Here is a 23,930-nt window from a genome sequence, read left to right on the forward strand (position 1 = left end):
ACGGGAACGAACAAGGAACAATTATGAAACAGTCCCGCCCAAGTCAAGCGATACCGCCATTTTGGAGCAGATAGACCGGCGCGGGGGAACCTGCGGGGTGGGCTGGTGAGCCGGGTGGGCGGTAGATGAGCGCATTTGCCTGGCTGAGCACCCGCAAGGCGCTGCTGTCCTGTTCATCGAGCGGCGCAACTGCATCATCTGTGGCAATGCCTCGCAGAAATTCAGCCCTTTCGTGTGTTGCCGGAAGATCGCCTTCAACAAGCCGCATGACAGCCTGCGGCACAGGTGCGGCATGGCCGCCCATCCGGCGCAGCAAGGGGAGAAGAAAGAGCCATCCGGTGACGAAGCTCGATACCGGATTGCCCGGAAGGCCCAGGATCACCGTTTTCCCGCGCCGGGCCACCATCAACGGCTTTCCGGGTTTCAGCGCGATGCGCCAGAAATCGATCGTTGCGCCCCATTCCTCTAAAGCTGGCCGAACGAGATCGTGGTCTCCAACCGATGCTCCGCCGCTGGTCACTATGACATCAGCGGCGGAGGCACATTCCAGGGCGGCAAGCAGATTGGCCTTGCGGTCGGCTACCGGGCCGATCCGCTCCACCGCGGAGACATAGGGAGCGGCCATCGCGGCGAGCATCGGTCCGTTGCTGGAAGGAATCTGGTGCGGCAACGTGGCGGCGGGATCGCTCGCCAGTTCGTCCCCGCTGTCGATGACGGCAAGCGAGGGGCGGCGGAACACATCAACAATGCCATGCCCGCCCATCAGGGCGAGCGCGAGAGCAGCCGGGGAAAGCGAGGTCCCTGCATTCAGCAGCGTATCGCCCGCAGCGAAATCGAACGCGGCGCGGCGGATATGCTTTGCCTCGGCCTTGGTGCCGGTGATTGTGCTGAGCTGATTGCCATCAATGCGCGCATTCTCTTGCAGCAGAATGGCTTTCGCCCCGGCAGGAACGAGCGCGCCAGTGGAGATGCGCACGGCCTGACCTGCCGTCAGATTGCCGGTAAACGGGTGCCCCGCCGCGCTTTCGCCCACGAGCTGCCAGGGGCCTGTCAGGTCACCGGCGCCGACGGCATAGCCATCCATGGCGGACAAATCGGTTGCAGGCTGGTTGCGGCGGGCAATTAGGGGTTGGGCCAGAACACGCCCGCTTGCACTTGCGGTCGGCACGCGCTCTGTGCTCGTGGGAGCGACCGCGGCAAGCAGCCGGTCCTGCGCCAATCGCCAGTCAAGCAAGCCGCACGCCTTGCTCATGCCGCGCGCCAGTCCCCGCTTTTGCCTCCGGTCTTTTCGATCAGACGCAGATTCTCGATCACCATGCCCTTTTCCAGCGCCTTGGCCATATCATAGATTGTCAGCAGCGCCATCGATGCAGCAGTGAGCGCCTCCATCTCAACGCCGGTCTTGCCGGTCAGGGAGGCGCGGGCGAAGACGGCGATCCCCTCGGCCTCGAAAGTGAAATCGACCGCTACCGCATCCAGCGCAAGCGGATGGCAGAGTGGAATGAGATCCCCCGTTCTTTTGGCGGCCATGATCCCGGCGATACGGGCCGCTGCCAGAACATCGCCCTTGGGGCCGGAACCCTCGCGCACAGCGGCAAGCGTCGCGGGCGACATACGGATGAAGCCAGCAGCGGTGGCACTGCGGTCGGTCGGAGATTTGCCGCCGACATCCACCATGCGCGCGGCACCGCTATCGTCGAGATGGGTAAGCTTTGTCATAGCGGGGCCATGCCAGATTGAACCGGCCTTGCACAGATGCCTGCAGGTTACAGCTTCACCCGCCCAGCAGCGCCCGCGTGGCCGCGGCAACATCGCCTTGCCGCATCAGGCTTTCCCCCACCAGAAAGGTGCGCACTCCGGCGGCGGCAAGGCGCAGGCAATCCGCGTGGCTGTTGATCCCGCTTTCCCCCACCAGCAGCGTGCCTGCAGGCGCAAGCGGGGCGAGTCGTTCGGTGGTTCCCAGATCGGTTACAAAGGAACGCAGATCGCGGTTGTTGACCCCGATCAGGCGCGAGCGGAGGCGCGCGGCGCGTTCCATCTCGGCCTCGTCATGCACTTCCACCAGCACATCCATGCCGCGCTCGGTCGCGGCGGCCTCGATCTCGGCCATGACGCCATCTTCCAGCGCGGCAACAATGATGAGGATGGCGTCGGCCCCGATCGCGCGGGCCTCGGCAACCTGCCAGGGATCAACCATGAAATCCTTGCGCAGAACCGGCAGGTCGCACGCCGCGCGGGCGGCAACCAGATAATCCTCGCTTCCCTGGAAATAGGGCGCATCGGTGAGCACCGAAAGGCATGCCGCACCCCCCGCCTGATAGGCGCGGGCATGGTCGGCGGGTGCGAAATCGGCCCGGATCAGACCCTTTGACGGACTCGCCTTCTTGATCTCGGCAATCAGCGCGAATCCCTCTGCCGCCTTGGCGCGCAGCGCCGCTTCGAACCCGCGCGGGGCGGATTGGAGAGCGGCGGCGGCGTCGAGATCCGCCAGTGAGGCGAGCGCCTTGCGCTGCGCTACTTCACCGCGCTTGGTGTCGCAGATTTCGATGAGCTTGTTGGTCATGGTTCCGGTTACTTGCACGCGGCGATCCAGCAATCGAGCAGCGCCTTGGCAAGCCCTTTGTCGATGGCTTCGGCGGCTTCCTCAACACCTTCGCGCCAGCCCGCTGCCTCGCCCGCTACGATCAGCGCGCCTGCCGCATTCAGCAGCACGGCATCACGGTATGCGCCTTCCTCGCCTTCCAGAAGACGACGCAAGGCGGCCGCGTTGAATGCTGCATCGCCGCCGCGAATGGCATCGAGCTTGTGGCGGGCAAGACCGGCGTCATCCGGCAAAACGGTGTCAGAAATCCCATCAATGCCAAGGGTCGCAACCCGACTTGGCCCGGCAATGGAAAGTTCATCCAGCCCTTCCATCCCGGCGACAATCATCACCTTGTCCATGCCAAGCAATTGCATGGCATCGCGGTATATGGGGACATAGGCAGGGTTCGCGATGCCGATAAGCTGGCGCGATACGCCTGCCGGATTGGCTATGGGCCCCAGCAGGTTGAAAATCGTGCGGCGCCCAATCTCCCGCCGGATCGGCATCACCCATTTCAGCGCGGGATGATGTACCTGCGCAAACAGGAAGGCAATGCCTATATCGGGCAGCGTCTGTTCCGCCATTTCGCCCGCACGCGACAGATTGAGTCCCAACGCCTCCAGCGTATCCGCTGCGCCCGCCTTGGAACTGGCCGCGCGGTTGCCGTGCTTCGCCACCGGCACGCCGCAGGCCGCCACCACAAGCGCCACCGCAGTCGAGATGTTGAGGCTGTGCTGTCCATCGCCGCCCGTGCCGCAGACGTCTATCGCGTTGGCCGGGGCGGTGATGCGCTTCATCCGGGCACGCATCGCGCTCGCGGCTCCGGCAATCTCTTCCGCAGTTTCGCCCCGGTCTGCCATGTCGATCAGCAATTCGCGGATTTCGGCATCGGCCATCTTGCCGTCGAGCATCTGCCCGAACAGCAACTCTGCCTCGGCAAAGGACAGGCTCATGCCGCGATGGCTTTCGGTGCGATCCCGCACATCCGCACGAAATTGGCGAGCAGGGCATGGCCGTGTTCGGTCGCGATGCTTTCCGGGTGGAACTGCACGCCGTGAATCGGCAGGTCGCGGTGGCGGAAACCCATCACCGCGGTGCCATCGATCCCCGGCGTTTCGCTGGTCGCGTTGACGAGCAGGCAATCAGGAATGTCTTCCACGATCAGCGAGTGATAGCGCGTGGCGGTGTAGGGGCTGGGCAGGCCGGCGAACACGCCGGTCCCGTCATGGGTGACGAGAGAGGTCTTGCCATGCATTAGCCCGCCGCGCACCACCTTGCCGCCGAAATACTGGCCGATCGACTGGTGGCCAAGGCAAACGCCCAGCAATGGCAGGCCCGCATCGGCACAGGCACCGACCAGCGGCAGGCTGATCCCGGCTTCGTTCGGGGTGCATGGGCCGGGGGAGAGCAGCACGCCCGCAGGCTTCAGCGCCAACGCCTCTTCCACGGTGAGCGCATCGTTGCGCACCACCTGCACGTGCGCCCCCAGTTCCATCACGTAATGGACCAGGTTGAAGGTGAAGCTGTCGTAATTGTCGATGACGAGGATCATGGCTGCGCCCTATCGGCCCGAAGCGGGGTGAGCCGCAAGGGTATTAATGGCGGTAGTCGCGCTCATTGCCCGAACTCCGGCTCGGCTGCCACGCGCGCGGCCTCGCGCGCGGCGGCGACCAGCGCGCTGGCCTTATGGCGGCATTCGGCAGCTTCATAGGCAGGATCGCTGTCGGCGACGATGCCGCCGCCCGCCTGCACATGCATGACGCCGTCCTTCACAACGGCCGTGCGCAAAACGATGCAGCTGTCCACCGAACCATCGGGCGCGAAATAGCCGACGCCGCCCGCATAAGGCCCCCGCGTTTCGGGCTCCAGTTCGGCAATGATCTGGCAGGCGCGCACCTTAGGCGCCCCCGAAACCGTACCTGCCGGAAAACCTGCGAACAGCGCATCCAGCGCGTCCTTGCCCGGCGCCAGCTTGCCCACGACATTGCTGACGATGTGCATGACATGACTGTAACGTTCGATGGTGTAGCTGGCGGTCACCTTGACGCTGCCCGCTGATGCCACGCGGCCCACATCATTGCGGCCGAGATCGAGCAGCATCAGATGCTCCGCACATTCCTTGGGATCGGCCAGCAGACTTGCCTCGTTCGCCGCGTCTTCTTCGGGCGTCTTGCCGCGCGGGCGTGTGCCGGCGATGGGGCGGATGGTCACCTCAGCCTCGCCATTGGCATCGGGGCGCACGCGCACCAGAATTTCGGGGCTGGAGCCGACGACGGCAAAGCCCGGCAGATCGAGGAAATAGAGGAAGGGCGAGGGGTTCACTCGCCGCAAGGCGCGGTAAAGCGCAAAGGGCGGAAGCGGAAAGGGGCAGGTAAACCGCTGCGCCAGCACCACCTGGAAAATGTCGCCCGCGGTAATGTAATCCTTGGCCCTCAGCACCATGGCTTCGTAATCGGCCGGGGCGAGCACCGGGTTCAGCGCCATTTCCGGCACATCCTGCACGCGGGGCGTGTGCGGTGCAGCGCGGCCCAGCCTGCGCAGCGCCTCGTCAATCCGCTCGCCCGCCAGCTCGATCGCGCGATCAGGGTCGCTGCCATCTGCCCAAAGCGGTGCGATGCAGAACAGGCTGTCAGTCAGTCGGTCGAAAACCAGGACCAACGTTGGCCGGGCAAACAGCATATCGGGCAGGGCGAGATCGCTTTGCGGTGCGCGCGGCAGTTTCTCGACCAGGCCGATCGTCTCATACCCGAAATAACCGACAATGCAGGCCAAGGCCGAAGGCAATTCTGCCGGTACGTCGATACGGCACGAATGCACCAATGCGCGCAGTTCGGACAGGCTGTCGCCCGGCAGGGGGGTGAAGGCATCCCGGTCGTGCTGCCATTCCCGGTTCACTTCGCACTGCGCACCTGTTGCGCGAAACATCAGATCGGGATCAAGGCCGAGGAGAGAATAACGCCCGCGCACCTCGCCGCCTTCCACCGATTCCAGAAGGAAATCGCCGCGCCCCGGCTCGATCAGCTTCAGCGCTGCACCCACGGGCGTTTCGGTGTCGGCCACCAGTTTGCGCCAGACGAGCGCGTGGCGGCCAGCGGCCAGCGCGGCACGGGCATTGGCGGCGTTTTCCGGGCGCGCTGCAGACGGGGTTTGCGGGACGTTCAGTGGACCGCTCATTTGTTTCCGCGACCGGTCAATTGCGCCGCGACCGCTTCCACTGCCGGCTCGTTGATTTCCACCTTCACCAGAGCGCGAATGGCGGCGATGAACTGGTCGGCCAGTTCACGGGGCTGGAACGGCAGCAATTGCAGCGCCGTTTCGCGTACGATGGGGTTTTCGGTTTCCACGTCTGGCGCGCTGATGTCGTTCAGCTGCACGATGAACCACGCGCCCGCTTCGGGTGCTTCCAGAGCCTTGGTGGTGCCCTCCGCCATGGAGAAGAACAGCGCCACCGGGCGGCCCACTTGGCCAGAGCGTTCCAGCTCCTGCCGGCTGAAACGCAGCGACTGCGGCGCGGGGATGCTGACGCGTTCGGCCTGAAGCGCGGCGGCGAGCGGTGTGCCACTTCCCACCCGGGTCAAGATGCGTTGCACGGCGCCACCCGCCAGACGCATGCCTTCGCTGCGTTTCCAGTCGGCGATTACGCGCGGGCGAATTTCGGCAAGCGGGGCTACCGCAGACGGCGTTATGTCGGCCACATCAAAAATGATGAAGCTTTCGCCCGGCACGGCCTCGGCAAGTTGCGGATTGCCGCGATCCATTTCAAAAGCTGTTGAAAGCACCGGGGCAAGGGCGGCCGGGGCCGATTCCATCGTGCCATAGATTTGCCCTGCGGCCGTCATCGGGCGCGTTGTGGTGATTTCCACGCCCAGTTCCTGTGCCACTTCGGCAAGGCTCCGGCCCTCGGACAACTCCTGCTCGATCCGTGCGGTTCCGTCGCCGAGCGCGATCTGGCGCAGTTCGGCGGCAAGCTGCTCGGCAATCTCGCCGCGAACCTGCGCAAGCGTGCGCGCGGCGCGCCGCTCGATGCTGTCGACGCGCAGCACATACCAGCCCAGATCGCCCTGCGCCGGTGCGGTAATGGCCCGATTGCCGGCCGCAAAGGCCGCGTCCGCCACGGCATTGCTGGTTTGCGTGGCAAGATCGGCGCGGGAAATCGAGGGCACGCTGGTCGTGCTCAGCCCCTTGCTGCGCGCCGATGCTTCGAGACTGGTTCCGGCGCGCACTTCGTCCACAATCGCCTGCGCAGCCGCCTGCGTGGGAGCGATTAGCTGGGTGAAGCTGCGCGTCTCGCTGGCCGCGTAGAGCGCGCTATCGCGTTCGAAACGCTCGGCAATCTGTGCCTCCGTCGGGGTGGCCGCAGCGCCAAAGGCTTCTTCGCCAAACACCGCGTAACGGATTACGCGACGTTCGGGGCGGATGTAATCGGTGCTGTTGGCCTGATAGAAAGTCTGCAATTGCGCGTCGGTCGGGTCGGTTGCAGGTGCAAAGGCCTCGGCTGACAGAGCCGCGATCAGGCCACTGCGCGTCTCCAGACGAAGCTGTGCATAACGCTGCGCCATTTTCAGCGGCATCTGCGGCACCAATTCGGCAGGGCCGACCATCTGCCGGGCGAGCAGGCCCATGGCGAGGTCGCGGCGGAACATGTCTTCGCTGATGCCTTGCTGGCGCAACGCGGTGCGGAAAGCCTCGGTATCGAAACTGCCGTCCAGCGCGCGCATATTCGCCATGCCCACGATTTCGCTGTCGACCAGCCGCGATCCGGCGCGGAAACCCATCTGCTGGGCATATTCGGCAATCGCGGTGCGGTTGATGAGATCGTCCAGCGTGTCGCGCAGACCGTTTTCGGCGAGGAAGGCTTCCATCGACAACGTGGGGTTTTGTTGCCGGATGCGGGCCAGCACATTGCTGGTGCGTTGGGCCAGATCACTTGAATCGATCCGGGTATCCCCTACCACGGCCACCCGGTCTCCTCCGGCCACACCCCCGAACGTGCCGGTGTTCGCCACATCCGAACTGGCAAAGGCAAATGCGATCAGCGCCAGAAAGCCAAGAGTAACGGCAATGCCGACCTTGGATTGGAAGAAGCGGCGGAAAAACTGGAGCATGATCGGGCGGGTCTCGTCTGGCAGTATGGCAATGGGGCAATGTAAACGCTTCCGGCACAACACCGGGCGGGCCGTTCGCCTCGCGCTTTATCGCCCCTGCGGCGCGCCCGCAACAGCCATGCGCACATACCGCCTGCGCAGAAAACCGGCTTTGACAAGCGCGGCAGCGCGCTCTAGCGCGCAGGCCATTGCCGTCCCCGCTGGCGGCTCACCGAATAGTCCTGTGTTGGATATTGCAAGGTAACAAGATGGCCGTGCGCCCCTATATCGTCGGAAACTGGAAAATGCATGGCACCCGCTCCATGCTGTCGGAAGCCCGCGCAATCGATCGCGCGGCCGAACGCCTGATCAAGGTGGAAGTGGCGCTGGCGCCGCCTTTCACGCTGATCCACGCCACGCGCAAGGAAGCCGGCCTGATCGGCGTTGGCGCGCAGGATTGCCATGCGGCCGAAGGCGGCGCGCATACGGGGGACATCTCGGCCGCCATGCTGAAAGATGCGGGCGCCGGGTTTGTCATCGTGGGCCATTCCGAACGGCGCGCCGATCACGGCGAAACGGATGCCGATGTGAAGGCGAAGGCCGAATCAGCGCTGGCCGTTGGCCTGTCCGTGATCGTCTGCGTGGGCGAAACCGAAGAGCAGCGTGACGCCGGAAAGGCCGAAAGCGTGGTCGCCCGCCAGCTCAAGGGCTCGCTTCCCACCGCCGATGGAGCGGCGGAGAAAGTGACCGTTGCCTATGAACCTGTCTGGGCGATTGGTACAGGCCGCACACCGACCACGGACGATGTGAGCGCCATGCACCGCGCCATCCGCAAAGTGCTCAAGGATTTCTACGGCGAGGAAGCCGGTGCCAAGGTGCGCATCCTGTATGGTGGATCGGTCAAGGCCGAGAACGCCGCGGAATTGCTGGGCGCTGATGATGTGGGCGGCGCGCTGGTTGGCGGTGCGAGCCTGACGGCGGAGAGCTTCCTTGGCATCATCGCGGTGGCCGCCGAAATGCAGGAAGGCTGAAGCGGCACAGGCCAGCTTGCAAAGCCCCATCTTGCCCTGGCGGCCTGCCGCCCCTAGATAGACGCATCAATTTGCCGGAACCCTTTTCATGAGCCTTTTCCTTTTCCTCACCGTGGTGCAGGCCATTGTCGCCTTTGCGCTGGTCGTGGTGGTGCTGATGCAGCGCTCGGAAGGGGGAGGGCTTGGCATTGGCGGCGGCGGCAGCCCCGGCGGCCTGATGTCGGCGCGCGGCGCGGCAGATTTCCTCACCCGTACGACAAAGTGGCTGGCGGTGCTGTTTGTCGGCCTTTCCATTGCGCTGGCTGCAGTCGCGATCAACGCAACCTCCGGCCGAGAAATTGACGACAGTCTGCAGCGCACTATTGCCCCTGCGGCAGCACCGATCGAAGGGCTGGAACCGGCGGGCGATGCGGCTCCGGCGGGCGAGGGAGCAGCGCCTGCGCCGGCCAATGCTGATCCGCTCTCCGGCGTGGCGGAATAATCCGCCCGAAGGCCAAGCGCAGCGCATTTCAACCCATTTTCGCCGGCTTGGCCGGCGGGCTGATATAACAATCGTGAATATCGGCAATTCGCGGCTTGCCACGAATCCGATTTGAACCCTACGGCTTCATTCCCATGGCGCGGTACATATTCATCACCGGCGGCGTGGTCTCATCGCTTGGCAAGGGACTGATGGCGGCAAGCCTTGCCGCCCTCTTGCAGGCGCGTGGCTACAAGGTCCGCATCCGGAAGTTCGATCCCTATCTCAATGTCGATCCGGGCACGATGAGCCCGTATCAGCATGGCGAAGTCTATGTCACCGATGACGGGGCAGAGACCGACCTAGACCTGGGGCATTACGAACGCTTCACCGGCGTATCGGCACGGCAAAGTGACAACATTACCTCAGGCCGCGTCTACCGCGACATCATCGCGCGCGAGCGGCGCGGGGATTACCTTGGCGCAACGGTGCAGGTGATCCCGCACGTCACCGATGCGATCAAGGAGTTCGCGCTTGCCGATCAGGAGGACCACGATTTCATCCTGTGCGAAATTGGTGGCACGGTGGGCGACATCGAAAGCCTGCCCTTCATCGAAGCCATCCGCCAGCTGCGCAACGAATTGCCGATCGACCAGACCTGTCTCGTCCATGTCACGCTGGTGCCTTATATCAGCGCGGCGGGCGAGCTGAAGACCAAGCCCACCCAGCATTCGGTGCGCGAACTCACCAGCCTTGGCGTGCAACCCAACCTGCTGCTTTGCCGCTGCGAACATCCGCTGCCGGAGAACGAGCGCGCCAAGATCGCGCTGTTCTGCAATGTGCGCAAGGAAGCAGTGATTCAGGCACTTGATGCCTCCAGCATCTATGCCGTGCCGCTGCAATATCACCGCGAGGGGTTGGATGCCGAGGTGCTGCGCCATTTCGGGATGCTCGAAGGCGCGCGCGAACCCGATATGTCGGTCTGGGCCGACATTGTTGACCGCTACGAGAACCCCGAAGGTGAAGTGACGATTGGCGTTGTCGGCAAATATGTCGGCCTGCTCGACGCCTATAAATCACTGAACGAGGCGCTGGTTCATGGCGGAATGGCAAACCGCGTGAAGGTGCGCATACGGTGGATTGATGCAGAGATTTTCGAACTGCCCGACAGCGATATCGCCGCCCACCTCGAACCGATGCACGGCATCCTCGTGCCCGGCGGCTTTGGCGAGCGCGGGTCGGAGGGCAAGATTGCCGCCGTCCGTTTCGCGCGCGAACGCGGGGTGCCGTTCTTCGGCATTTGCCTGGGAATGCAGATGGCCTGCATCGAAGGCGCGCGCAACACGGCCGGAATTGCCGATGCGTCTTCCACCGAATTTGGTGAAACGAAGGAGCCGGTGGTGGGCATCATCACCGAATGGATGAGCAAGGAAGGCCTTCAGCAGCGGTCTGCAAACACCGATCTGGGCGGCACCATGCGCCTTGGGGCCTATGACGCCGTGCTGACTGGCAACAGCCATGTCTCGCAGATTTACGGCGGGGCCACGCAGATTTCGGAGCGGCATCGCCACCGTTACGAGGTTAACTCTGCCTACAAGGAGCCTCTGGAAAAGGGCGGCCTCGTCTTTTCCGGAATGTCGCCTGATGGCCTGCTGCCCGAAATCGTCGAACGGCCCGATCACCCTTGGTTCGTGGGCGTGCAGTTCCATCCGGAGCTGAAAAGCAAACCGTTCGATCCGCACCCGCTTTTCGCCGGCTTCATTGCGGCGGCGGTCAAGCAGTCCCGCCTGGTATGATGGTTAAGCTGGGGATAATTTCGTAGGATATTTCCCTTGCCTTGGGGCGTTCCGAGGGCCACAAACGCGCTTGGGGACGGGGTGGAACACGACATACTGACGCGGGCAGGGCGATGACCCTGCATTCGCGGCGATGCGGCAGCGTGAACACGTTGCCAGCATAATCTCGTTGGCCCGGCACCCCCTTCTGCGACCCGGTGGGTGTCAGGTTGACAGGTCGGCGCCTTTGCGCCGAGGGGCGGTGCTGACCAACAGCGCCGCCCCATACGGCAAAGCGAAGGGAAGTCAGGCGACTTGCGAAGCCGCCTCGTCGTCCTTGCTCACCACTTCCAGTTTGGCCTGCCTACCAATGGCGATCCTGCGGGGCTTCATCGCATCGGGGACTTCGCGCACGAGGTCGATGACCAACAGACCATCAGCGAGGTCAGCCCCTTCCACACGAACATAGTCCGCAAGTTCGAAGCGGCGTTCAAAACCGCGATTGGCGATGCCGACATGCAGCAGTTCGCCCCCGGACTCTTCTTCGCGCTTGCGCCCTTGCACCACGAGCATGTTGGCCTGCGCGGTGATCTCCAGATCCTGCGCCCGGAAACCGGCGACAGCAATCGTGATGCGATAGGAATCGGGGCCGCGCCGTTCGATATTGAAGGGCGGGTAATTGTCCCCCGCATTGCGCTGCGCCTGCTTTTCCAGCAGGTCGAACAGCCGGTCAAAGCCCACGGTGGAGCGACGATAAGGGGTAAGGTCGATACGGTTCATATTCAGCAAATCCTCTGTTTTGAGCAATTTGTGTTTGCCAACCGGGCCCGTCATGGCACCCGGCCGCTTTCGCCAGCACCTCGCGCTGGCGGCGCTTTTCAGATAGGGTACAGACTTGCGCTTTCAAGTGCGGCCAAGGGTCTGAAAGAGAAGGGAAGTATCGTGGCGCAGCCAAAGGTTGAAATCTATACCAAGATGTTTTGCGGCTATTGCGCGCGCGCCAAGGCGCTGTTGGATGCCAAGGGGGTCGATTACACGGAATATGATGTCACGATGGGCGGCCCCGAAAGGCGTGCCATGCTGGAACGCAAGCCCGATGCGGTGACTGTGCCGCAAATCTTCATTGACGATGTGGCAATCGGCGGTTCGGACGATCTGGCAGCGCTGGACCGGGCGGGCAAGCTGGACGCGCTACTGGGCTTGTAAAGCCATGCGGATCGGCCTGCTTCAGATGACCAGCGGGATTGATCCCGCCGCCAACGCAGCCACGCTGGTGCAGGCAGTGGAAGAAGCGGCGGCAGGGGGGGCGCGCATGCTGTTCACGCCGGAGATGAGCGGCCTGGTAGACCGCGACCGGGCAAGGGCGGCAGGCAAGATCGTTGCCGCAGAAGCCGATCTGGTGCTGGCCGCAGTGCGCGAAGCCGCGGCGCGAACCGGACTGTTCGTGGCGCTTGGATCGCTGGCGGTGGCGCGCGGGGATGGTCGCTATGCCAACCGCGCCTTCGTGATTGGTGGAAACGGATCAATTCTCGTTACTTACGACAAGATGCATATGTTCGATGTCGCGCTGGCGAGCGGCGAGAGCTGGCGCGAGAGTGCGGCCTATGCCCCCGGCGATAGCGTTGTGCATGTCGATCTGCCGCTGGGCGAAGGCAGTGCGCCGGTGCGGCTAGGCCTCGCAATCTGTTATGACATCCGCTTTCCCGCCCTGTTTGACGAACTGGGACGCCGCGGCTGCGACATCATCGCCATTCCCGCCGCCTTCACCCGGCCAACGGGCGCGGCGCATTGGCACGTGCTGCAAAGAGCGCGCGCAATCGAGGCAAGTGCCTTTGTCGTATCTGCTGCGCAAGTGGGCCGGCATGAGGACGGGCGCGAGACCTATGGTCATTCGCTCGTGGTGGACCCGTGGGGGCAAGTTCTGCTCGATCTGGGAGGAGAAAAGGCCAGGCTTGGCTTTGCTGACCTTGATCTGGGCCGTATTGGCGAAGTGCGGCGGCAATTGCCCAGCCTTGCCAATCGTCGCGCGATCCCTAGATCGGATGCTGTATGATTGTGTTCGATCTTTCTTGCGGCCAGGGCCACCGGTTCGAAGGCTGGTTTGGTTCGTCGGACGATTTTACCGCGCAGAAGCAGCGTGGGTTGCTGTCGTGCCCGCAATGTGGCGATGGCAGGGTAGAAAAAGCGCCCATGGCCCCCGCCGTGCCGCGCAAGGGCAACCAGCGCGCCGAGGGGCCAGCGTCGACGCACGCCGGGCCGGCCTTGCAGCAGATGAGCAATGCGCCGGTTCCGCCTGAGGTGCAGCTCGCCCTCGCCAAGCTGGCCGAGTTACAGGCAAAGGCGCTGAAGGGCAGCAAGTGGGTCGGCTCGCGCTTCGCCGAGGATGCGCGCGCAATGCATTACGGCGAGATCGAACCGGCTCCGATCCACGGCGAGGCAAGCCTGGAGGACGCGAGGCGCCTTATTGACGAAGGGGTTGAGATCGCCCCGCTGCCGTTTCCGGTTGCGCCCCCCAAGGCGATCAACTGATTTTGCCGCTCCGGTTGCACATAAGCGCTTGACGCAGGTGCCGGAATAATCGTTCGGTATTTCTCGAAAGGTAGTTTTGGAGGCCGAGCCAGATCTTGGTGAGTTGAAGCCGCCGCCCTGGGCGCTGGATGCGCCGGGCGCCTTGGCGCATGATACCCGGCTTTCGGTGTTTCGCCTTCTCGTCATCGCCGGGCCGGACGGGCTGATTGCCGGCGCTATTGCGGAACGACAGGGCGTGCCGTCTTCCCCACTTTCGCACCTTCTTGCCGCGCTTATCTGAGGAAATGCTCGACCTTCTTCCGACGGAACAGATGGCCGCCTTTGCGAAGGAGGATGGCGAGCAGGAGATCGATGCTGATGGCCGCCGTGTGGGGAAGGACGCCTGACCAATGGCACGGGACGAGGCCGCCGTATCGCCCTTGGGTGTGTTTGAACGCTGGCTGTCGTTGTGGGTGGCGCTGGCGATTGGTGCAGGCATCATCCTTGGCAATATTGCCCCCGATGCGGAGGGGGCGCTGGCATCGCTCGAATTCGCCTCGGTCAATCTGGTTGTGACCGTGCTGATTGGGGCGATGATCTTTCCGATGATGGTTGGCGTCGATTTCGCGAGCGTGCGCAATATCGGCAAGAAGCCCAAGGGCCTGATTATCGCGCTGGTGATCAACTGGCTGGTCAAGCCGTTCACGATGGCGGCGATTTCCATTCTGTTCTTCGATTACCTCTATGCGGGGATCCTGCCGCGCGAGGATGCGCGGCAATATATCGCGGGGCTAATCCTGCTGGGGGCAGCACCCTGCGCCGCGATGGTATTCGTGCGGTCGCAAATGACCATCGGAGATCCCGCCTATACGCTGGTGCACGTGCCGGTGAACGATCTGGTGATGATCGTGGCCTTTGCGCCCATCGTTGCCCTGCTCCTGGGCGTCACCGATATTGCGGTGCCTTGGCAGACCCTGCTACTGTCGGTAGTACTGTATGTGGTGGTCCCGCTTGTGGCAGGTGCCATTGCACGCGAAAGGGTGATCGTGGCGCATGGCGGCGATGCCTCGGCGGTGGATGCCTTTACCGCGACGATGAAGCCTTGGTCGGTGACCGGCCTGCTGGCAACGGTAGTGCTCCTGTTCGCCTTTCAGGCGGGCACCATCACATCCAACCCGCTGCTGATTGGGCTGATCGCGGTTCCCATTATCATCCAATCTTATGGGATATTTGCTGCGGCCTGGGCGTGGGCGTGGAAAGTGCCGCTCAACATCGCGGCGCCTCGCGCGATGATCGGCACGTCAAACTTCTTTGAATTGGCGGTCGCAGTGGCAACAGGCCTGTTCGGACTTTCGAGCGGCGCCGCGTTGGCCACGGTCGCGGGTGTTTTGGTCGAGGTGCCGGACATGCTGTCACTGGTGGCCTTTGCTGACGCCACGCGCGGCAGGTTTGGTGCGGATTGACGCGAAGCTGGTGCGCCCGACAGGATTCGAACCTGTGGCCCCCGGATTAGGAATCCGATGCTCTATCCTGCTGAGCTACGGGCGCGCCTTGGCCCCCTTTAGGAAAGCGCCGGGTGGCTGGCAACCTTTCGAAGGCGGGCAGGGGGCCTGGTTAGAAGCGCACCACGACCTTGCCGATTTGCGCATTGGATTCGAGGAAGGCATTGGCTTCGGGCAGTGATTCCAGCCCGTTGAAGGTTCTCGCAATCACCGGTTCCAGCTTGCCGCATTTCAGCCCGGCAAGGATTTTCTCGCGCGCGGCGGCGAAGCGATGGGGGTGGTTCCAGATTTCGCTTGCCACCCAGCCACGCATTGATGCGCCCTTGAACGCCATCGGCCAGTGCGGATAGGGCGTCGGCTCGCCGCTCAGTCCGCCATAGACGAACAGAATGCCGCGTTCCCCCAGCGCACGCGCCAGCGTATCGACATAGGGCCCGCCGACCGGGTCGAAGGCGCAGGCCGCCCCTTTCCCACCGGTAATTTCCATCACGCGCGCGGCCAGATCCTCCTCCGCCGTGGCAATCACATGCGCCGCACCCAGTTCGGTCAGCGCGGCGGCCTTGGCATTGCTGCGCGTGGCCGCAATTGGAATAGCGCCTGCCCAGTTGCACAACTGGATTGCGGCGATCCCCACACTGGAGGAAGCGGCCGGAATGATGACCGCATCGTTCGGGCCGATATGCGCCACTTCGTAAAGGGCATAGGCGGTGAAATACTGCATCCAGATCGCCGCAGCCTGTTCGATCGAGAGGAAATCGGGCGCGGGGAGCAGAATGCGAGCAGGTACAATCGCTTCGTCCGCCCAGATGCCGTATTCGCCCTGCTGGATCATGGGCAGTACGCACACCCGCTGGCCCACTGCATAATCCCCCACGCCTTCGCCCAGCGCGGTAATGGTGCCAACGCCTTCATATCCGATCAGGCTGGGGAGGTGCGGGCGGACAGGATAATTGCCTGCGCGATACATTGCCTCGGCCCGGTTAAGGCCTACCGCTTCCACGCGGACGCGGACATGGCCGCGGCCCGGCGAGCCCACTTCCATTTCCTCGATCTTCAGTTTTTCCGGCCCGCCGGTTTCGTGAAAACGGATCACTCTGGTCATGGCGTTTCTCTCCCTAGCCGCGTGTCTTGCCAAGCGGGCGGGGCGCTGTCCAGCCACGCCTGATCCGCAACAGAAAGGGGCCTCTCCCGCAAAGGAGAGGCCCCGATCTGTTGGCTGCTGCCGTTCTTGACTGAGTTAGAACTGAATGTTCGCGCCCAGGAAGAAGCGACGGCCGATCGTGTCGTAGAACAAGCTGTTGAATGAACCACCCGACTGGAGGCCGGCCGCCACATTCGCGGTGGGGTTCACACCGGTATAGGGCGGGGCCTTGTTGAACAGGTTGTCCACACCAAAGCGCAGGTTGACAGCATCGCTCAGCGCATAAGTCCCGCTCAGGTTGAACAGGTTATACGACGGAGCGCCGATGGTCGGGGTCGGCTGCGTGGCTTCGGCGGTGTCTTCCACCGAAGGCAGGTGCTGCCACTGCAGGTTGATGCCCGCAGCGCCGAAGCGGTAGCCGAGATTGGCCAGAATGCGGTATTCATACGCACCGGGGTTCAGACCAGCCGAACTGGTGCCGAAGGTACCCGCATAGTCAAACATCGGACTGCTGGACAGCTCTGCCACCTTGTAGTGCAGGTAGTAGTTGCCCAGCAGGTTCAAGTTGACCGTGCCCGGACCCAGATCAAACGCCCAGTCAATCTGTGCGTCGATACCCTGGATATCCACCACGCCGTCATTCGTGAACGACATGCGGACATTGCCGAGGGCCGGAGCAGCAAAGCCTGAGTCAAACACCACGCGGGTGGTTTCACCCGTGCAGAGTGCCGACTGAGCCGCTGCCAGGGCCTGCGAGGCGCTGTTAGCAGCACCGGTGACGAGGGTGTTGTAGGTAGGATCAAGGCACTGCTGGATCGACGCACCCGGCGAGAAACCGATCGCGTTCTTCAACTTGATGCTGAACCAGTCAACCGACAGCCGCATGCGCGAGAACGCTTCGGAAGTGAAGGGCGACTGGATAACCACACCGGCAGTCCACGTGTCAGCAACTTCCGGACGCAGGTTCGGGTTGCCGTAGAGCGTCGGGAAGGTGAAGCCAGCACCAGGCTGCGGCTGCTGAGCCAGCGGACGCGAGTAGTAAGCTGCGCCCTGTCCAGCACCTGCCGTCAGATCCATGATCTGCGTACAAACTGCCTTGACGTCAGCGGCACGCGCTGCAGTGTTACCCGGCGCATTCGGATTGGCCGACACGAAGTAGTTCGAGGCTTCCGAGCAGATATCACCCAGCGCGTTGATTGCGAAGGTCTGCTGCGGGGCCAGGAACAGTTCGGCAATATTCGGTGCACGTTCTGCACGGTTGTAACCGCCACGAATGCGCAGCCAATCGGTCACGGACCAGTCGCCCAGGATCTTGTAGGTCCACGAGCCGCCGGTGGTGCTGTAATCCGAATAGCGTCCGCCCAGTTCCAGATTGAATTCCTGGATCAGCGGCAGGTCCGAGAGAACCGGAACCAGCAATTCACCATAGAATTCATGCACATCATAGAAGCCGCGCGAGTCAGCCGACGGGTAGATGCCGATTGCCTGATCGAGGAACGATGCACCCTGAGTGGTCAGCGTGTCGTTGATGAACTCGAAATCCTGCTCGCGATAGCTGGCACCAAGAGCAAAGCGCAGCTGGCCAGCAGGCAGTTCGAACAGGCCACCCTGTACGTTGGCTTCCACAATAGTCTGACGGATCGAAGACCGGTTCTTCAGGTCAGCATTGATAGCAGCCTTACAGTCATCCGAAATTTCGGCCCATTCCAGCTGGAACACGTTCATGCCGCTGGTGCAGCGGGCAAAGTTCGCACCGAACTGGAAGCGCTGTGAAGCATCGTTCGAGTTGGCGTTGAAGTCCAGGCCAAAGCCGGGCGCCATGAAGAGCGTCCGGGTGCGTGCCAACGAGAAGATGCCTTCCTGTCGCGACAGAGTGTTGGATTCCCCGTGGTTGACGAAGACTTCCCACGTCCAGTCGGTGCCCGGCACATAACCTTCAAGACCAGCGGTGAGCTGATAGGTCAGCACATCGTTGAAGCCTGAGCGGTTTTCCGGAACGCCATAGCGCAGATCGACGCGGCCATTCGGGTTCGCACGCGAATCCAGCAGGGCGCGCAGATCGGCCGGCAGGAACTGGCCGAACAGCTCGTTGTTGGTGCAACCGCCGGTCGCATTCAGGGCGCAGGCGAAGTTATCGCCATAGGCATTTCTGAAGGCCGGGTTGGTGGGGTTGTCAGTGAGGTCGCCCGGCGTGGGGTCAACATAACCATTCATGCCGTTGAGGATGACCGAACTGGGCAGACCGTACGAACCATAGGCCGTGCTGGGGATGGCCGAACCGGTGTAAACGCCGGTGCCATAGGGGAAGAACACGTCCCAACCCGCTGTCAGCGCGCCGCCCTGCTGGGTGGTGCGAGTGGACACATGGCTGAACATGCCCTGGGCAAACACGCCAAGCCAGTCATTGATTTCGTAATTGCCGTTGAACAGCGCGTTGTAGCGGGTCAGCGGCAAGATCAGATAAGGCGTTGTGTCCACGAAGGTCAGCGCGCCTGTGTCAGTCGTCTTCACCAGGTCATTCTGGTAAACCGTGCCGTCCCAAAGGCCCTGTGCACCTTGCTGGTTGCGGCCAATGGTGAAAAGGCTGCCATCCGACGGGTTCACGTAGACATTGAAGAAGCTCGGCCCAGGCGCAAAGCTGAACCCGCTGACCGTGTTGGGATACGGATTACCCGGAAGCGGGTTGGTGCTGCCGGGTGGGGCAAAGTCGGGCCGTGTGCCCGGAAAAATGGTATTGTAGAACGTGTTGCTGTTGGGCGCATTGCCAATTTCCAGCGCAACACCGGCATACAACGGGAAGAAGCGGCCACCACCGGTCGTCGGATCAGCCCACAGTTCTTGATACCACTTGCGGTCGCGCTGATAGTTCGCTTCGCGCGTGTTCAGCGACATGGCAATCGAGATGTTGCCGCGGCCATCGGCAAAGTCCGTGCCCATGATACCCGACAGCGAATATTCGAAACCATCACCTTCCTGGGTGATGTTCGCCTGCGCGTCGAGTTCGAGGCCGTTAACGTTCTTCTTCAGGATGAAGTTGGTCACACCCGCGATCGCGTCGGCGCCATAGGTGGCCGAAGCGCCGCCGGTGATGACTTCAACGCGCTCGACAGCAGCTGCCGGGATCGTGCTGATGTCAACCACCCCCGATGCGTTGCCCGGAGTGGCGCGGCGGCCATCGAGCAGAACCAGGTTACGGTTGGAACCGATGCCGCGCAGCGAGATCGTGGCGCCGCCCGGCGTATTGGTCGCGGTCGGCTGAATGTCGCCGCCCTGCGTCGGGGTCTTGGCCGGAACGAACTGCGGCAGACGGTTGAGGTTGGATTCAAGTGCCGCCGTCGAGGTGCGCTCCAGCAGCGTCTCGTCAATCGTGACGATCGGGCTGTTCGCTTCGAAATCCTGGCGCTGAATGCGCGAGCCGGTGACCACGATGCGGTCGCCGCTGCTTGCGCCTTCGTCTTGCGCCATGACCGGCGCGGCCATTGCGAAAGTGCTGGCCCCACCGGCCAGCAGCAGTGCCTTGAAGACCTGCTTGTTGCTCAAACTCCTCACTTGGTGCTCCCTTCACAGTGAACGCACGCCGCCCGAAGGCAAACGCGCGATTTTTAAGATCCCCCTGCCGGCTTCGGGCATCGGCGTTACGCCGCCTGCCATCCCCTGAAGGCCTCGCGGCCCGGCAGATGAACTTCGTTTTGGGGGTCGGATAAACAGGAACGCCGGCGCTTCCGGCTCCATCAACGGCCGTTTCGGCCAGATGTTCTAGGCAATCTCTCCCCCAGCGACTTGCCCCTGTTGAATCGGGCAAGACCGCAGACTTGTTTGCATATTGCGTGATGTTGACAGTGTCTAGCCCGCTTCCCGGAGCCGGTTGGGGAAAGAAGAACCGGTGCGAAGGTTTGCGCCGGGAAATCGGAAGAGGATGTGCAGGGTTTGCAGTTACTCGCGTAACCATAACCGCAAATATATACGCAAAATCCGTAATTTGCGGCACCCGCACAATGGCAGGGCGGAAATAACTGTTGCCAAGCTGCATCGCCGTGGCAACTTCCGTCTTGGTTAGAGGAAATTGACTAGGTCCATCGGTGCGTATTGGTTTCCTCGGACGCTCCCAAGCGCTACCGGTCGGCGCAATTGGCAAGTGAAATGAATTGGTTGCGAGGTTAATATGAAGCGGGATGGGCGCGGCGAAGCAGATTTTTCCTCCCCCTCCACGGCGAACGGAGAAGCCGTAACCTTGCCTGCATGGCGCGACCTGCTCATCCATCATGCCCACGCCTGGTACAGGAATGCCGCAAAGGGGGGAGGTCCGGCTATCGGATTGACCCAGCAATCTGCGATCGAGGCGGCATTGGGTCCCTTGGCCGATAATCTGGTGAAATGTGTGGAGTCTTATGCCTTTGGCGCGGCAACTTTGCGCGCGATGGAGGCAGGAACAGCCGGCGATCCGCCACCGGAATTCAGTCGTCGCCTTGCTGCGGTGCTTGCTGCGATTGCGGCTGGGGCTGATGCGTTGCCTCAAGCACGCAAGCAACAGGCATCGGTGATTCAGAGCGATCTGTGGCAATTGCTCTACAAGGTGCGGGAAAGCGCTGAACTCGCCTATGCGCGCGAGCTTGACCTGGTCGAACTGGATCGTCGCATCCTGTTTCTGCTGCACAATATCGGCCCGATGGTGCCGGCAGAAATTTCGGCGGCGGTTGGCGTGGACAAGGCGCAGGTCAGCCGGTCGGTCAAGCGCCTGCTCGACATCCGCATGGTGGAGCGTGACCAGTTGCGCGCGCCGCTCCGTCTGACCCGCAAGGGCCGCGAACATTCCGAGCGGCTGCTGCGTCTGGCCGAACTGCGCAACCGTGAGCTTACCTTCGACATTGGCGATGCCGAGCTGGAGGCCTTCTTTGCCGGGATCGAGAAACTGCTGGATCAGGCGGTCGTGCTGTATGAGCAGGAACGCAAGCTGGGTCAGGGCAGCAATGGCGGCGGAGAAACGCCGCAATTCCCGCGTCCCGGCGCGCCCGTTGAAAGCGAGAGCCGTTCGGGCGAACGCATCGTGCTCGACCGGTCGCGGATCATATCGCCGCTGATGACGCTCAGTTCCTATTTCAGCCGCAGCGGCTCGCTCGCCTTCAAGCGGTTGACGGGACTATCCAATTTCGAAGCCTGGGTGCTCAACGAGATAGGGCGAGCTTCGCCTATCGAATGGAATGATCTGGTCGAGCGACTGGATCGGGATCACAGCCAGGCGGGGCGCACGGTGAACGCGCTGGTCGAGCGTGGCATTATCGAGCGGCATGGCGGGCCGGGGCGGCGGCACGGCAGCTTTTCTCCCACGGCAGAAGGCCAGCGTCTGTTCGACATCATTCAGGAGGCAAGCCGCCAGCGCAGTACCTATCTGATGTCCCCGCTGTCGCCCGCAGAACGCGAAGCCTTTCTGGCCACGTTTGACAAGATCCGCCGCAACGCCATCGTTCAATTGGAGCGGGAGCGCGCGTTCGAGGAATTGGGACACCGCTGAAATACCAGAGCTAGGGTGAGCCTTTGGCTCGGCCCTTGCCTCAGCGCTGGCGGCGGACGCGTACCGATTCCTGATTGTCGAACCGCATCAGGAAGCTGCCAAGCGCCCCCCTGCGGATTTCCACGACTGATCCAGCCTGCGGCGGACGGTAGCTGGCGCTGACCGAATTGCTGAAAATCCATTCCGCACCATCTTCCAGCGTGAGAGCGTAAATTCCCGGCTGCCGCTGGCGGACCGATGATACGCGCGCATTGATGGAGAACGCCTCACCGGCGGGGGCGGAATTGAAGCGTTCGGGCGTGCGCACATCTTCCCGGCCGAAGCCGCTGACACCGCCGGCGTTGCCAACCACTGCGGGTGCTGCGCCGCCTTGCGCCTGCACCTGCCCAGGAATGGTGTTGCGTGCTGCGCCACCAACATTGCGGATGTTGTTGTCGTAACAGGCAAGACGCGCGGATGGATCGTCTATGCGCGAACATTCGCGCAGGATATTGATCGCCACATCATCGGCAATCTGCGCGGCGCCAGGCGTGGCAAGAGCAGCCAGCGCGAAGGCGCAGACAAATGTTCCTGATAGGACAGCGGCGGCGCGATGCGCGATCATGATGTGAAGACTCTCCCTCTCGTGCCGGATACACTGGCAATCCCACGGTCTTGGCGCAATAGGCTTGCGACCGCTTGCCCGCAAGTGTTGGCCCGCATGGGGGGCCAATCTGCTTCGAGTCGTGAATAGTCACCGCCAGGGGCTTGAATCGGGACGCCAAGTGTGATTCTCTAGACGGCATGAACGCAATGCCTGCCCGTCGCGAAAAGCTGTTTCGGTATCTGGCACTGGGTTGGTTGCTTGCGCTGGGTGCGCTGGCTCTGGTGGGGCCGTTTGGTCTTTTGTCGTGGAGCGAACTTTCCGCCAAGCTGGAGGCCCGGAAGCAGCAGATTGCGATTCTGGAGGAGGAGCGTGCCGTGCTCGACAATCGGAACCGCTTGCTCGACCCCGACAATGTCGACCCCGATCTGGGGAGCGAACTGGTGCGTCGCAACCTCAATGTCGTGCACCCTGATGAATATGTGATTGACTTGGAAATGCAGCCGTAACGGTTGCTGCTGCCAGTCATTTTTGCCAAATCGGTTAAACATGTGTGCAGGCCGTTGCAAGGTCCTGCATCCTTTGCCTATAGCCTGTCACGCAAGTGGCACCGCCCCCTTACGGTGCGCATCGGGACAGGTTGTTTTGGCCAGAAAATCAGGATCATCCGCTTCCTCCTCCGCCGCTTCGGATGGAAGGACAGAATCAACGAAAGCTGCGGGCGAGGGCGACAATTTCGAACTGCGCAGCCTGCAGGATCGGTTCGCGGCAGACAAACGGTTCAAGGCGTCTGCCGAGGAGCTTCTTGGCTTCTATCAGAAGATGCTGCTGATCCGCCGGTTCGAGGAGCGGGCGGGCCAGCTTTACGGCCTCGGCCTGATCGGCGGTTTCTGCCACCTGTATATCGGGCAGGAAGCGGTGGCGGTGGGCCTCCAAAGCGCGCTGGAGGAAGGCAAGGATAGCGTCATTACCGGCTACCGCGACCATGGCCATATGCTCGCCTATGGCATCGATCCCAAGGTCATCATGGCCGAACTTACCGGACGCGAGGCGGGAATCAGCCGCGGCAAGGGTGGCTCGATGCATATGTTCAGCACCGAGCACGCGTTCTATGGCGGTCACGGCATTGTCGGCGCGCAGGTGTCGCTGGGCGGCGGCCTCGCCTTTGCTCACCAGTACCGGGGCGATGGCGGGCTGTGCATGGCCTATTTCGGCGATGGCGCGGCCAATCAGGGCCAGGTTTACGAAACCATGAACATGGCCGCGCTGTGGAATTTGCCGATCATCTTCGTCGTCGAAAACAACCAATATGCCATGGGCACATCGGTCAAGCGGTCGAGCGCCGAGACGGAGTTTTACCGCCGGGGCACCGCCTTCCGCATCCCCGGCATGGATGTGAACGGCATGGATGTGCTCGAAGTGCATCAGGCTGCGCGCATCGCGGTGGAGCATGTGCGCGGTGGCAACGGGCCGGTGCTGATGGAACTCAACACCTACCGTTATCGCGGCCACTCCATGTCCGATCCGGCCAAATACCGCACACGTGAAGAAGTGCAGGGCGTGCGCGAGAAGAGCGATCCGATTGAAATGGCGAAGGCCGAACTGCTGGAAATGGGCGTGACCGAGGACAGGTTGAAGGACATCGAAAAGGACATCCGCAGCGCCGTGACCGAAGCCGCCGAATTTGCAGAGAAATCGCCCGAACCCGATGCGGCCGAGCTCTACACCGATGTTCTGGTGGGGAGTTACTGAG

22 protein-coding genes, 1 tRNA gene and 1 pseudogene are annotated in these 23,930 nt (G+C 62.6%); 12 read left to right on the forward strand and 12 right to left on the reverse strand.

Annotated elements, in window-relative coordinates; all coding sequences use genetic code 11:
* Nucleotides 1–43: 43 nt before the first annotated feature.
* The 7 genes from WFP39_RS01015 to WFP39_RS01045 form a co-directional block, all read right to left on the reverse strand.
* Nucleotides 44–1,252, reverse strand: coding sequence for a molybdopterin molybdotransferase MoeA (locus WFP39_RS01015; protein WP_336917252.1), 1,209 nt, complete (start codon nt 1,250–1,252; stop codon nt 44–46).
* Nucleotides 1,249–1,719, reverse strand: a complete 471-nt coding sequence (moaC, locus tag WFP39_RS01020; RefSeq protein WP_336917253.1) for a cyclic pyranopterin monophosphate synthase MoaC — start codon at nt 1,717–1,719, stop codon at nt 1,249–1,251. The genes WFP39_RS01015 and moaC overlap by 4 nt, the downstream gene beginning before the upstream one ends.
* A gap of 55 nt (nt 1,720–1,774) precedes the next feature.
* The gene (trpC, locus tag WFP39_RS01025; RefSeq protein WP_336917254.1) at nt 1,775–2,563 is read right to left on the reverse strand and encodes an indole-3-glycerol phosphate synthase TrpC; all 789 of its coding nucleotides are present in this window, start codon (nt 2,561–2,563) and stop codon (nt 1,775–1,777) included.
* Nucleotides 2,564–2,571: 8 nt separating this feature from the next.
* On the reverse strand, nt 2,572–3,537 hold the full coding sequence (gene trpD, locus WFP39_RS01030; RefSeq protein WP_336917525.1) for an anthranilate phosphoribosyltransferase: 966 nt from the start codon (nt 3,535–3,537) through the stop codon (nt 2,572–2,574).
* The gene (locus tag WFP39_RS01035) at nt 3,534–4,136 is read right to left on the reverse strand and encodes an anthranilate synthase component II (protein WP_336917255.1); all 603 of its coding nucleotides are present in this window, start codon (nt 4,134–4,136) and stop codon (nt 3,534–3,536) included. The genes trpD and WFP39_RS01035 overlap by 4 nt, the downstream gene beginning before the upstream one ends.
* A 62-nt stretch (nt 4,137–4,198) precedes the next feature.
* The gene (gene trpE, locus WFP39_RS01040; RefSeq protein ID WP_336917256.1) at nt 4,199–5,758 is read right to left on the reverse strand and encodes an anthranilate synthase component I; all 1,560 of its coding nucleotides are present in this window, start codon (nt 5,756–5,758) and stop codon (nt 4,199–4,201) included.
* Nucleotides 5,755–7,689, reverse strand: coding sequence for a peptidylprolyl isomerase (locus WFP39_RS01045; protein WP_336917257.1), 1,935 nt, complete (start codon nt 7,687–7,689; stop codon nt 5,755–5,757). Before WFP39_RS01045 ends, trpE begins: the two co-directional genes overlap by 4 nt.
* Before the next feature lie 248 nt (nt 7,690–7,937).
* On the opposite strand from WFP39_RS01045, the gene tpiA reads away from it, so the two are divergent.
* The 3 genes from tpiA to WFP39_RS01060 all read left to right on the forward strand — a co-directional run bounded on the left by tpiA (nt 7,938) and on the right by WFP39_RS01060 (nt 10,955).
* Entirely contained in the window at nt 7,938–8,699 is a 762-nt protein-coding gene (tpiA, locus tag WFP39_RS01050; protein ID WP_336917258.1) for a triose-phosphate isomerase, read from the forward strand.
* Nucleotides 8,700–8,787: 88 nt separating this feature from the next.
* The gene (gene secG / locus WFP39_RS01055; protein WP_336917259.1) at nt 8,788–9,180 is read left to right on the forward strand and encodes a preprotein translocase subunit SecG; all 393 of its coding nucleotides are present in this window, start codon (nt 8,788–8,790) and stop codon (nt 9,178–9,180) included.
* A gap of 134 nt (nt 9,181–9,314) precedes the next feature.
* Nucleotides 9,315–10,955, forward strand: coding sequence for a CTP synthase (locus WFP39_RS01060; protein WP_336917260.1), 1,641 nt, complete (start codon nt 9,315–9,317; stop codon nt 10,953–10,955).
* 285 nt (nt 10,956–11,240) lie between these two features.
* Here the strand turns inward: WFP39_RS01060 and WFP39_RS01065 are convergent, their stop codons facing one another.
* On the reverse strand, nt 11,241–11,714 hold the full coding sequence (locus tag WFP39_RS01065; RefSeq protein WP_336917261.1) for an Hsp20 family protein: 474 nt from the start codon (nt 11,712–11,714) through the stop codon (nt 11,241–11,243).
* A 162-nt stretch (nt 11,715–11,876) separates the two neighbouring features.
* Here WFP39_RS01065 and grxC point away from each other — a divergent pair, with 162 nt between their 5' ends.
* The 6 genes and pseudogenes from grxC to arsB all read left to right on the forward strand — a co-directional run bounded on the left by grxC (nt 11,877) and on the right by arsB (nt 14,905).
* The gene (grxC, locus tag WFP39_RS01070) at nt 11,877–12,140 is read left to right on the forward strand and encodes a glutaredoxin 3 (protein ID WP_336917262.1); all 264 of its coding nucleotides are present in this window, start codon (nt 11,877–11,879) and stop codon (nt 12,138–12,140) included.
* A 4-nt stretch (nt 12,141–12,144) separates the two neighbouring features.
* Nucleotides 12,145–12,987 (forward strand): carbon-nitrogen hydrolase family protein, encoded by an 843-nt coding sequence (locus WFP39_RS01075; RefSeq protein ID WP_336917263.1) that lies wholly within the window; start codon nt 12,145–12,147, stop codon nt 12,985–12,987.
* Nucleotides 12,984–13,463, forward strand: coding sequence for a DUF1178 family protein (locus WFP39_RS01080; protein ID WP_336917264.1), 480 nt, complete (start codon nt 12,984–12,986; stop codon nt 13,461–13,463). Before WFP39_RS01075 ends, WFP39_RS01080 begins: the two co-directional genes overlap by 4 nt.
* Nucleotides 13,464–13,566: 103 nt before the next feature.
* On the forward strand, nt 13,567–13,743 hold the full coding sequence (locus WFP39_RS01085; protein WP_336917532.1) for a hypothetical protein: 177 nt from the start codon (nt 13,567–13,569) through the stop codon (nt 13,741–13,743).
* Nucleotides 13,727–13,849 (forward strand): annotated as a pseudogene (locus WFP39_RS01090) (arsenate reductase); the annotation flags it as partial. The gene WFP39_RS01085 and the pseudogene WFP39_RS01090, both read left to right, overlap by 17 nt.
* A gap of 3 nt (nt 13,850–13,852) precedes the next feature.
* On the forward strand, nt 13,853–14,905 hold the full coding sequence (arsB, locus tag WFP39_RS01095) for an ACR3 family arsenite efflux transporter (protein ID WP_336917265.1): 1,053 nt from the start codon (nt 13,853–13,855) through the stop codon (nt 14,903–14,905).
* 8 nt (nt 14,906–14,913) lie between these two features.
* Here the strand turns inward: arsB and WFP39_RS01100 are convergent.
* The 3 genes from WFP39_RS01100 to WFP39_RS01110 form a co-directional block, all read right to left on the reverse strand.
* Nucleotides 14,914–14,990 (reverse strand) — tRNA-Arg (locus WFP39_RS01100).
* Nucleotides 14,991–15,056: 66 nt separating this feature from the next.
* The gene (locus WFP39_RS01105) at nt 15,057–16,046 is read right to left on the reverse strand and encodes a zinc-dependent alcohol dehydrogenase family protein (RefSeq protein ID WP_336917266.1); all 990 of its coding nucleotides are present in this window, start codon (nt 16,044–16,046) and stop codon (nt 15,057–15,059) included.
* A gap of 135 nt (nt 16,047–16,181) precedes the next feature.
* On the reverse strand, nt 16,182–19,634 hold the full coding sequence (locus tag WFP39_RS01110; protein ID WP_336917267.1) for a TonB-dependent receptor domain-containing protein: 3,453 nt from the start codon (nt 19,632–19,634) through the stop codon (nt 16,182–16,184).
* 766 nt (nt 19,635–20,400) lie between these two features.
* Here WFP39_RS01110 and WFP39_RS01115 point away from each other — a divergent pair.
* On the forward strand, nt 20,401–21,594 hold the full coding sequence (locus WFP39_RS01115) for a MarR family winged helix-turn-helix transcriptional regulator (RefSeq protein ID WP_336917268.1): 1,194 nt from the start codon (nt 20,401–20,403) through the stop codon (nt 21,592–21,594).
* Nucleotides 21,595–21,634: 40 nt separating this feature from the next.
* Here WFP39_RS01115 and WFP39_RS01120 read toward each other — a convergent pair whose 3' ends face one another.
* Complete coding sequence (locus tag WFP39_RS01120) at nt 21,635–22,198, reverse strand: hypothetical protein (RefSeq protein ID WP_336917269.1); 564 nt, start codon at nt 22,196–22,198, stop codon at nt 21,635–21,637.
* A gap of 179 nt (nt 22,199–22,377) precedes the next feature.
* Between WFP39_RS01120 and WFP39_RS01125 the strand changes: the two genes are divergently transcribed.
* Both WFP39_RS01125 and pdhA read left to right on the forward strand, forming a co-directional pair.
* Nucleotides 22,378–22,686, forward strand: a complete 309-nt coding sequence (locus tag WFP39_RS01125; protein ID WP_336917270.1) for an FtsB family cell division protein — start codon at nt 22,378–22,380, stop codon at nt 22,684–22,686.
* A 232-nt stretch (nt 22,687–22,918) separates the two neighbouring features.
* A complete protein-coding gene (pdhA, locus tag WFP39_RS01130) occupies nt 22,919–23,929 on the forward strand; it encodes a pyruvate dehydrogenase (acetyl-transferring) E1 component subunit alpha (protein WP_336917526.1) in 1,011 nt (336 codons plus the stop codon).
* Nucleotide 23,930: the final 1 nt, after the last annotated feature.

Source organism: Alteraurantiacibacter lauratis, assembly GCF_037154155.1.
In the GTDB taxonomy this organism is placed as follows: Bacteria; Pseudomonadota; Alphaproteobacteria; order Sphingomonadales; family Sphingomonadaceae; genus Alteraurantiacibacter; species Alteraurantiacibacter lauratis.

What these genes read in the sequence shown, in the direction of transcription:
- WFP39_RS01045 (WP_336917257.1), bottom strand. Translation starts at nt 7,689, where the DNA reads ATGCTCCAGTTTTTCCGCCGCTTCTTCCAATCCAAGGTCGGCATTGCC.
- arsB (WP_336917265.1), top strand. Translation starts at nt 13,853, where the DNA reads ATGGCACGGGACGAGGCCGCCGTATCGCCCTTGGGTGTGTTTGAACGC.
- WFP39_RS01125 (WP_336917270.1), top strand. Translation starts at nt 22,378, where the DNA reads ATGAACGCAATGCCTGCCCGTCGCGAAAAGCTGTTTCGGTATCTGGCA.
- moaC (WP_336917253.1), bottom strand. Translation starts at nt 1,719, where the DNA reads ATGACAAAGCTTACCCATCTCGACGATAGCGGTGCCGCGCGCATGGTG.
- trpE (WP_336917256.1), bottom strand. Translation starts at nt 5,758, where the DNA reads ATGAGCGGTCCACTGAACGTCCCGCAAACCCCGTCTGCAGCGCGCCCG.
- WFP39_RS01060 (WP_336917260.1), top strand. Translation starts at nt 9,315, where the DNA reads ATGGCGCGGTACATATTCATCACCGGCGGCGTGGTCTCATCGCTTGGC.
- trpD (WP_336917525.1), bottom strand. Translation starts at nt 3,537, where the DNA reads ATGAGCCTGTCCTTTGCCGAGGCAGAGTTGCTGTTCGGGCAGATGCTC.
- WFP39_RS01015 (WP_336917252.1), bottom strand. Translation starts at nt 1,252, where the DNA reads ATGAGCAAGGCGTGCGGCTTGCTTGACTGGCGATTGGCGCAGGACCGG.
- WFP39_RS01035 (WP_336917255.1), bottom strand. Translation starts at nt 4,136, where the DNA reads ATGATCCTCGTCATCGACAATTACGACAGCTTCACCTTCAACCTGGTC.
- tpiA (WP_336917258.1), top strand. Translation starts at nt 7,938, where the DNA reads ATGGCCGTGCGCCCCTATATCGTCGGAAACTGGAAAATGCATGGCACC.
- WFP39_RS01075 (WP_336917263.1), top strand. Translation starts at nt 12,145, where the DNA reads ATGCGGATCGGCCTGCTTCAGATGACCAGCGGGATTGATCCCGCCGCC.
- secG (WP_336917259.1), top strand. Translation starts at nt 8,788, where the DNA reads ATGAGCCTTTTCCTTTTCCTCACCGTGGTGCAGGCCATTGTCGCCTTT.
- WFP39_RS01120 (WP_336917269.1), bottom strand. Translation starts at nt 22,198, where the DNA reads ATGATCGCGCATCGCGCCGCCGCTGTCCTATCAGGAACATTTGTCTGC.
- trpC (WP_336917254.1), bottom strand. Translation starts at nt 2,563, where the DNA reads ATGACCAACAAGCTCATCGAAATCTGCGACACCAAGCGCGGTGAAGTA.
- WFP39_RS01080 (WP_336917264.1), top strand. Translation starts at nt 12,984, where the DNA reads ATGATTGTGTTCGATCTTTCTTGCGGCCAGGGCCACCGGTTCGAAGGC.
- WFP39_RS01105 (WP_336917266.1), bottom strand. Translation starts at nt 16,046, where the DNA reads ATGACCAGAGTGATCCGTTTTCACGAAACCGGCGGGCCGGAAAAACTG.
- WFP39_RS01065 (WP_336917261.1), bottom strand. Translation starts at nt 11,714, where the DNA reads ATGAACCGTATCGACCTTACCCCTTATCGTCGCTCCACCGTGGGCTTT.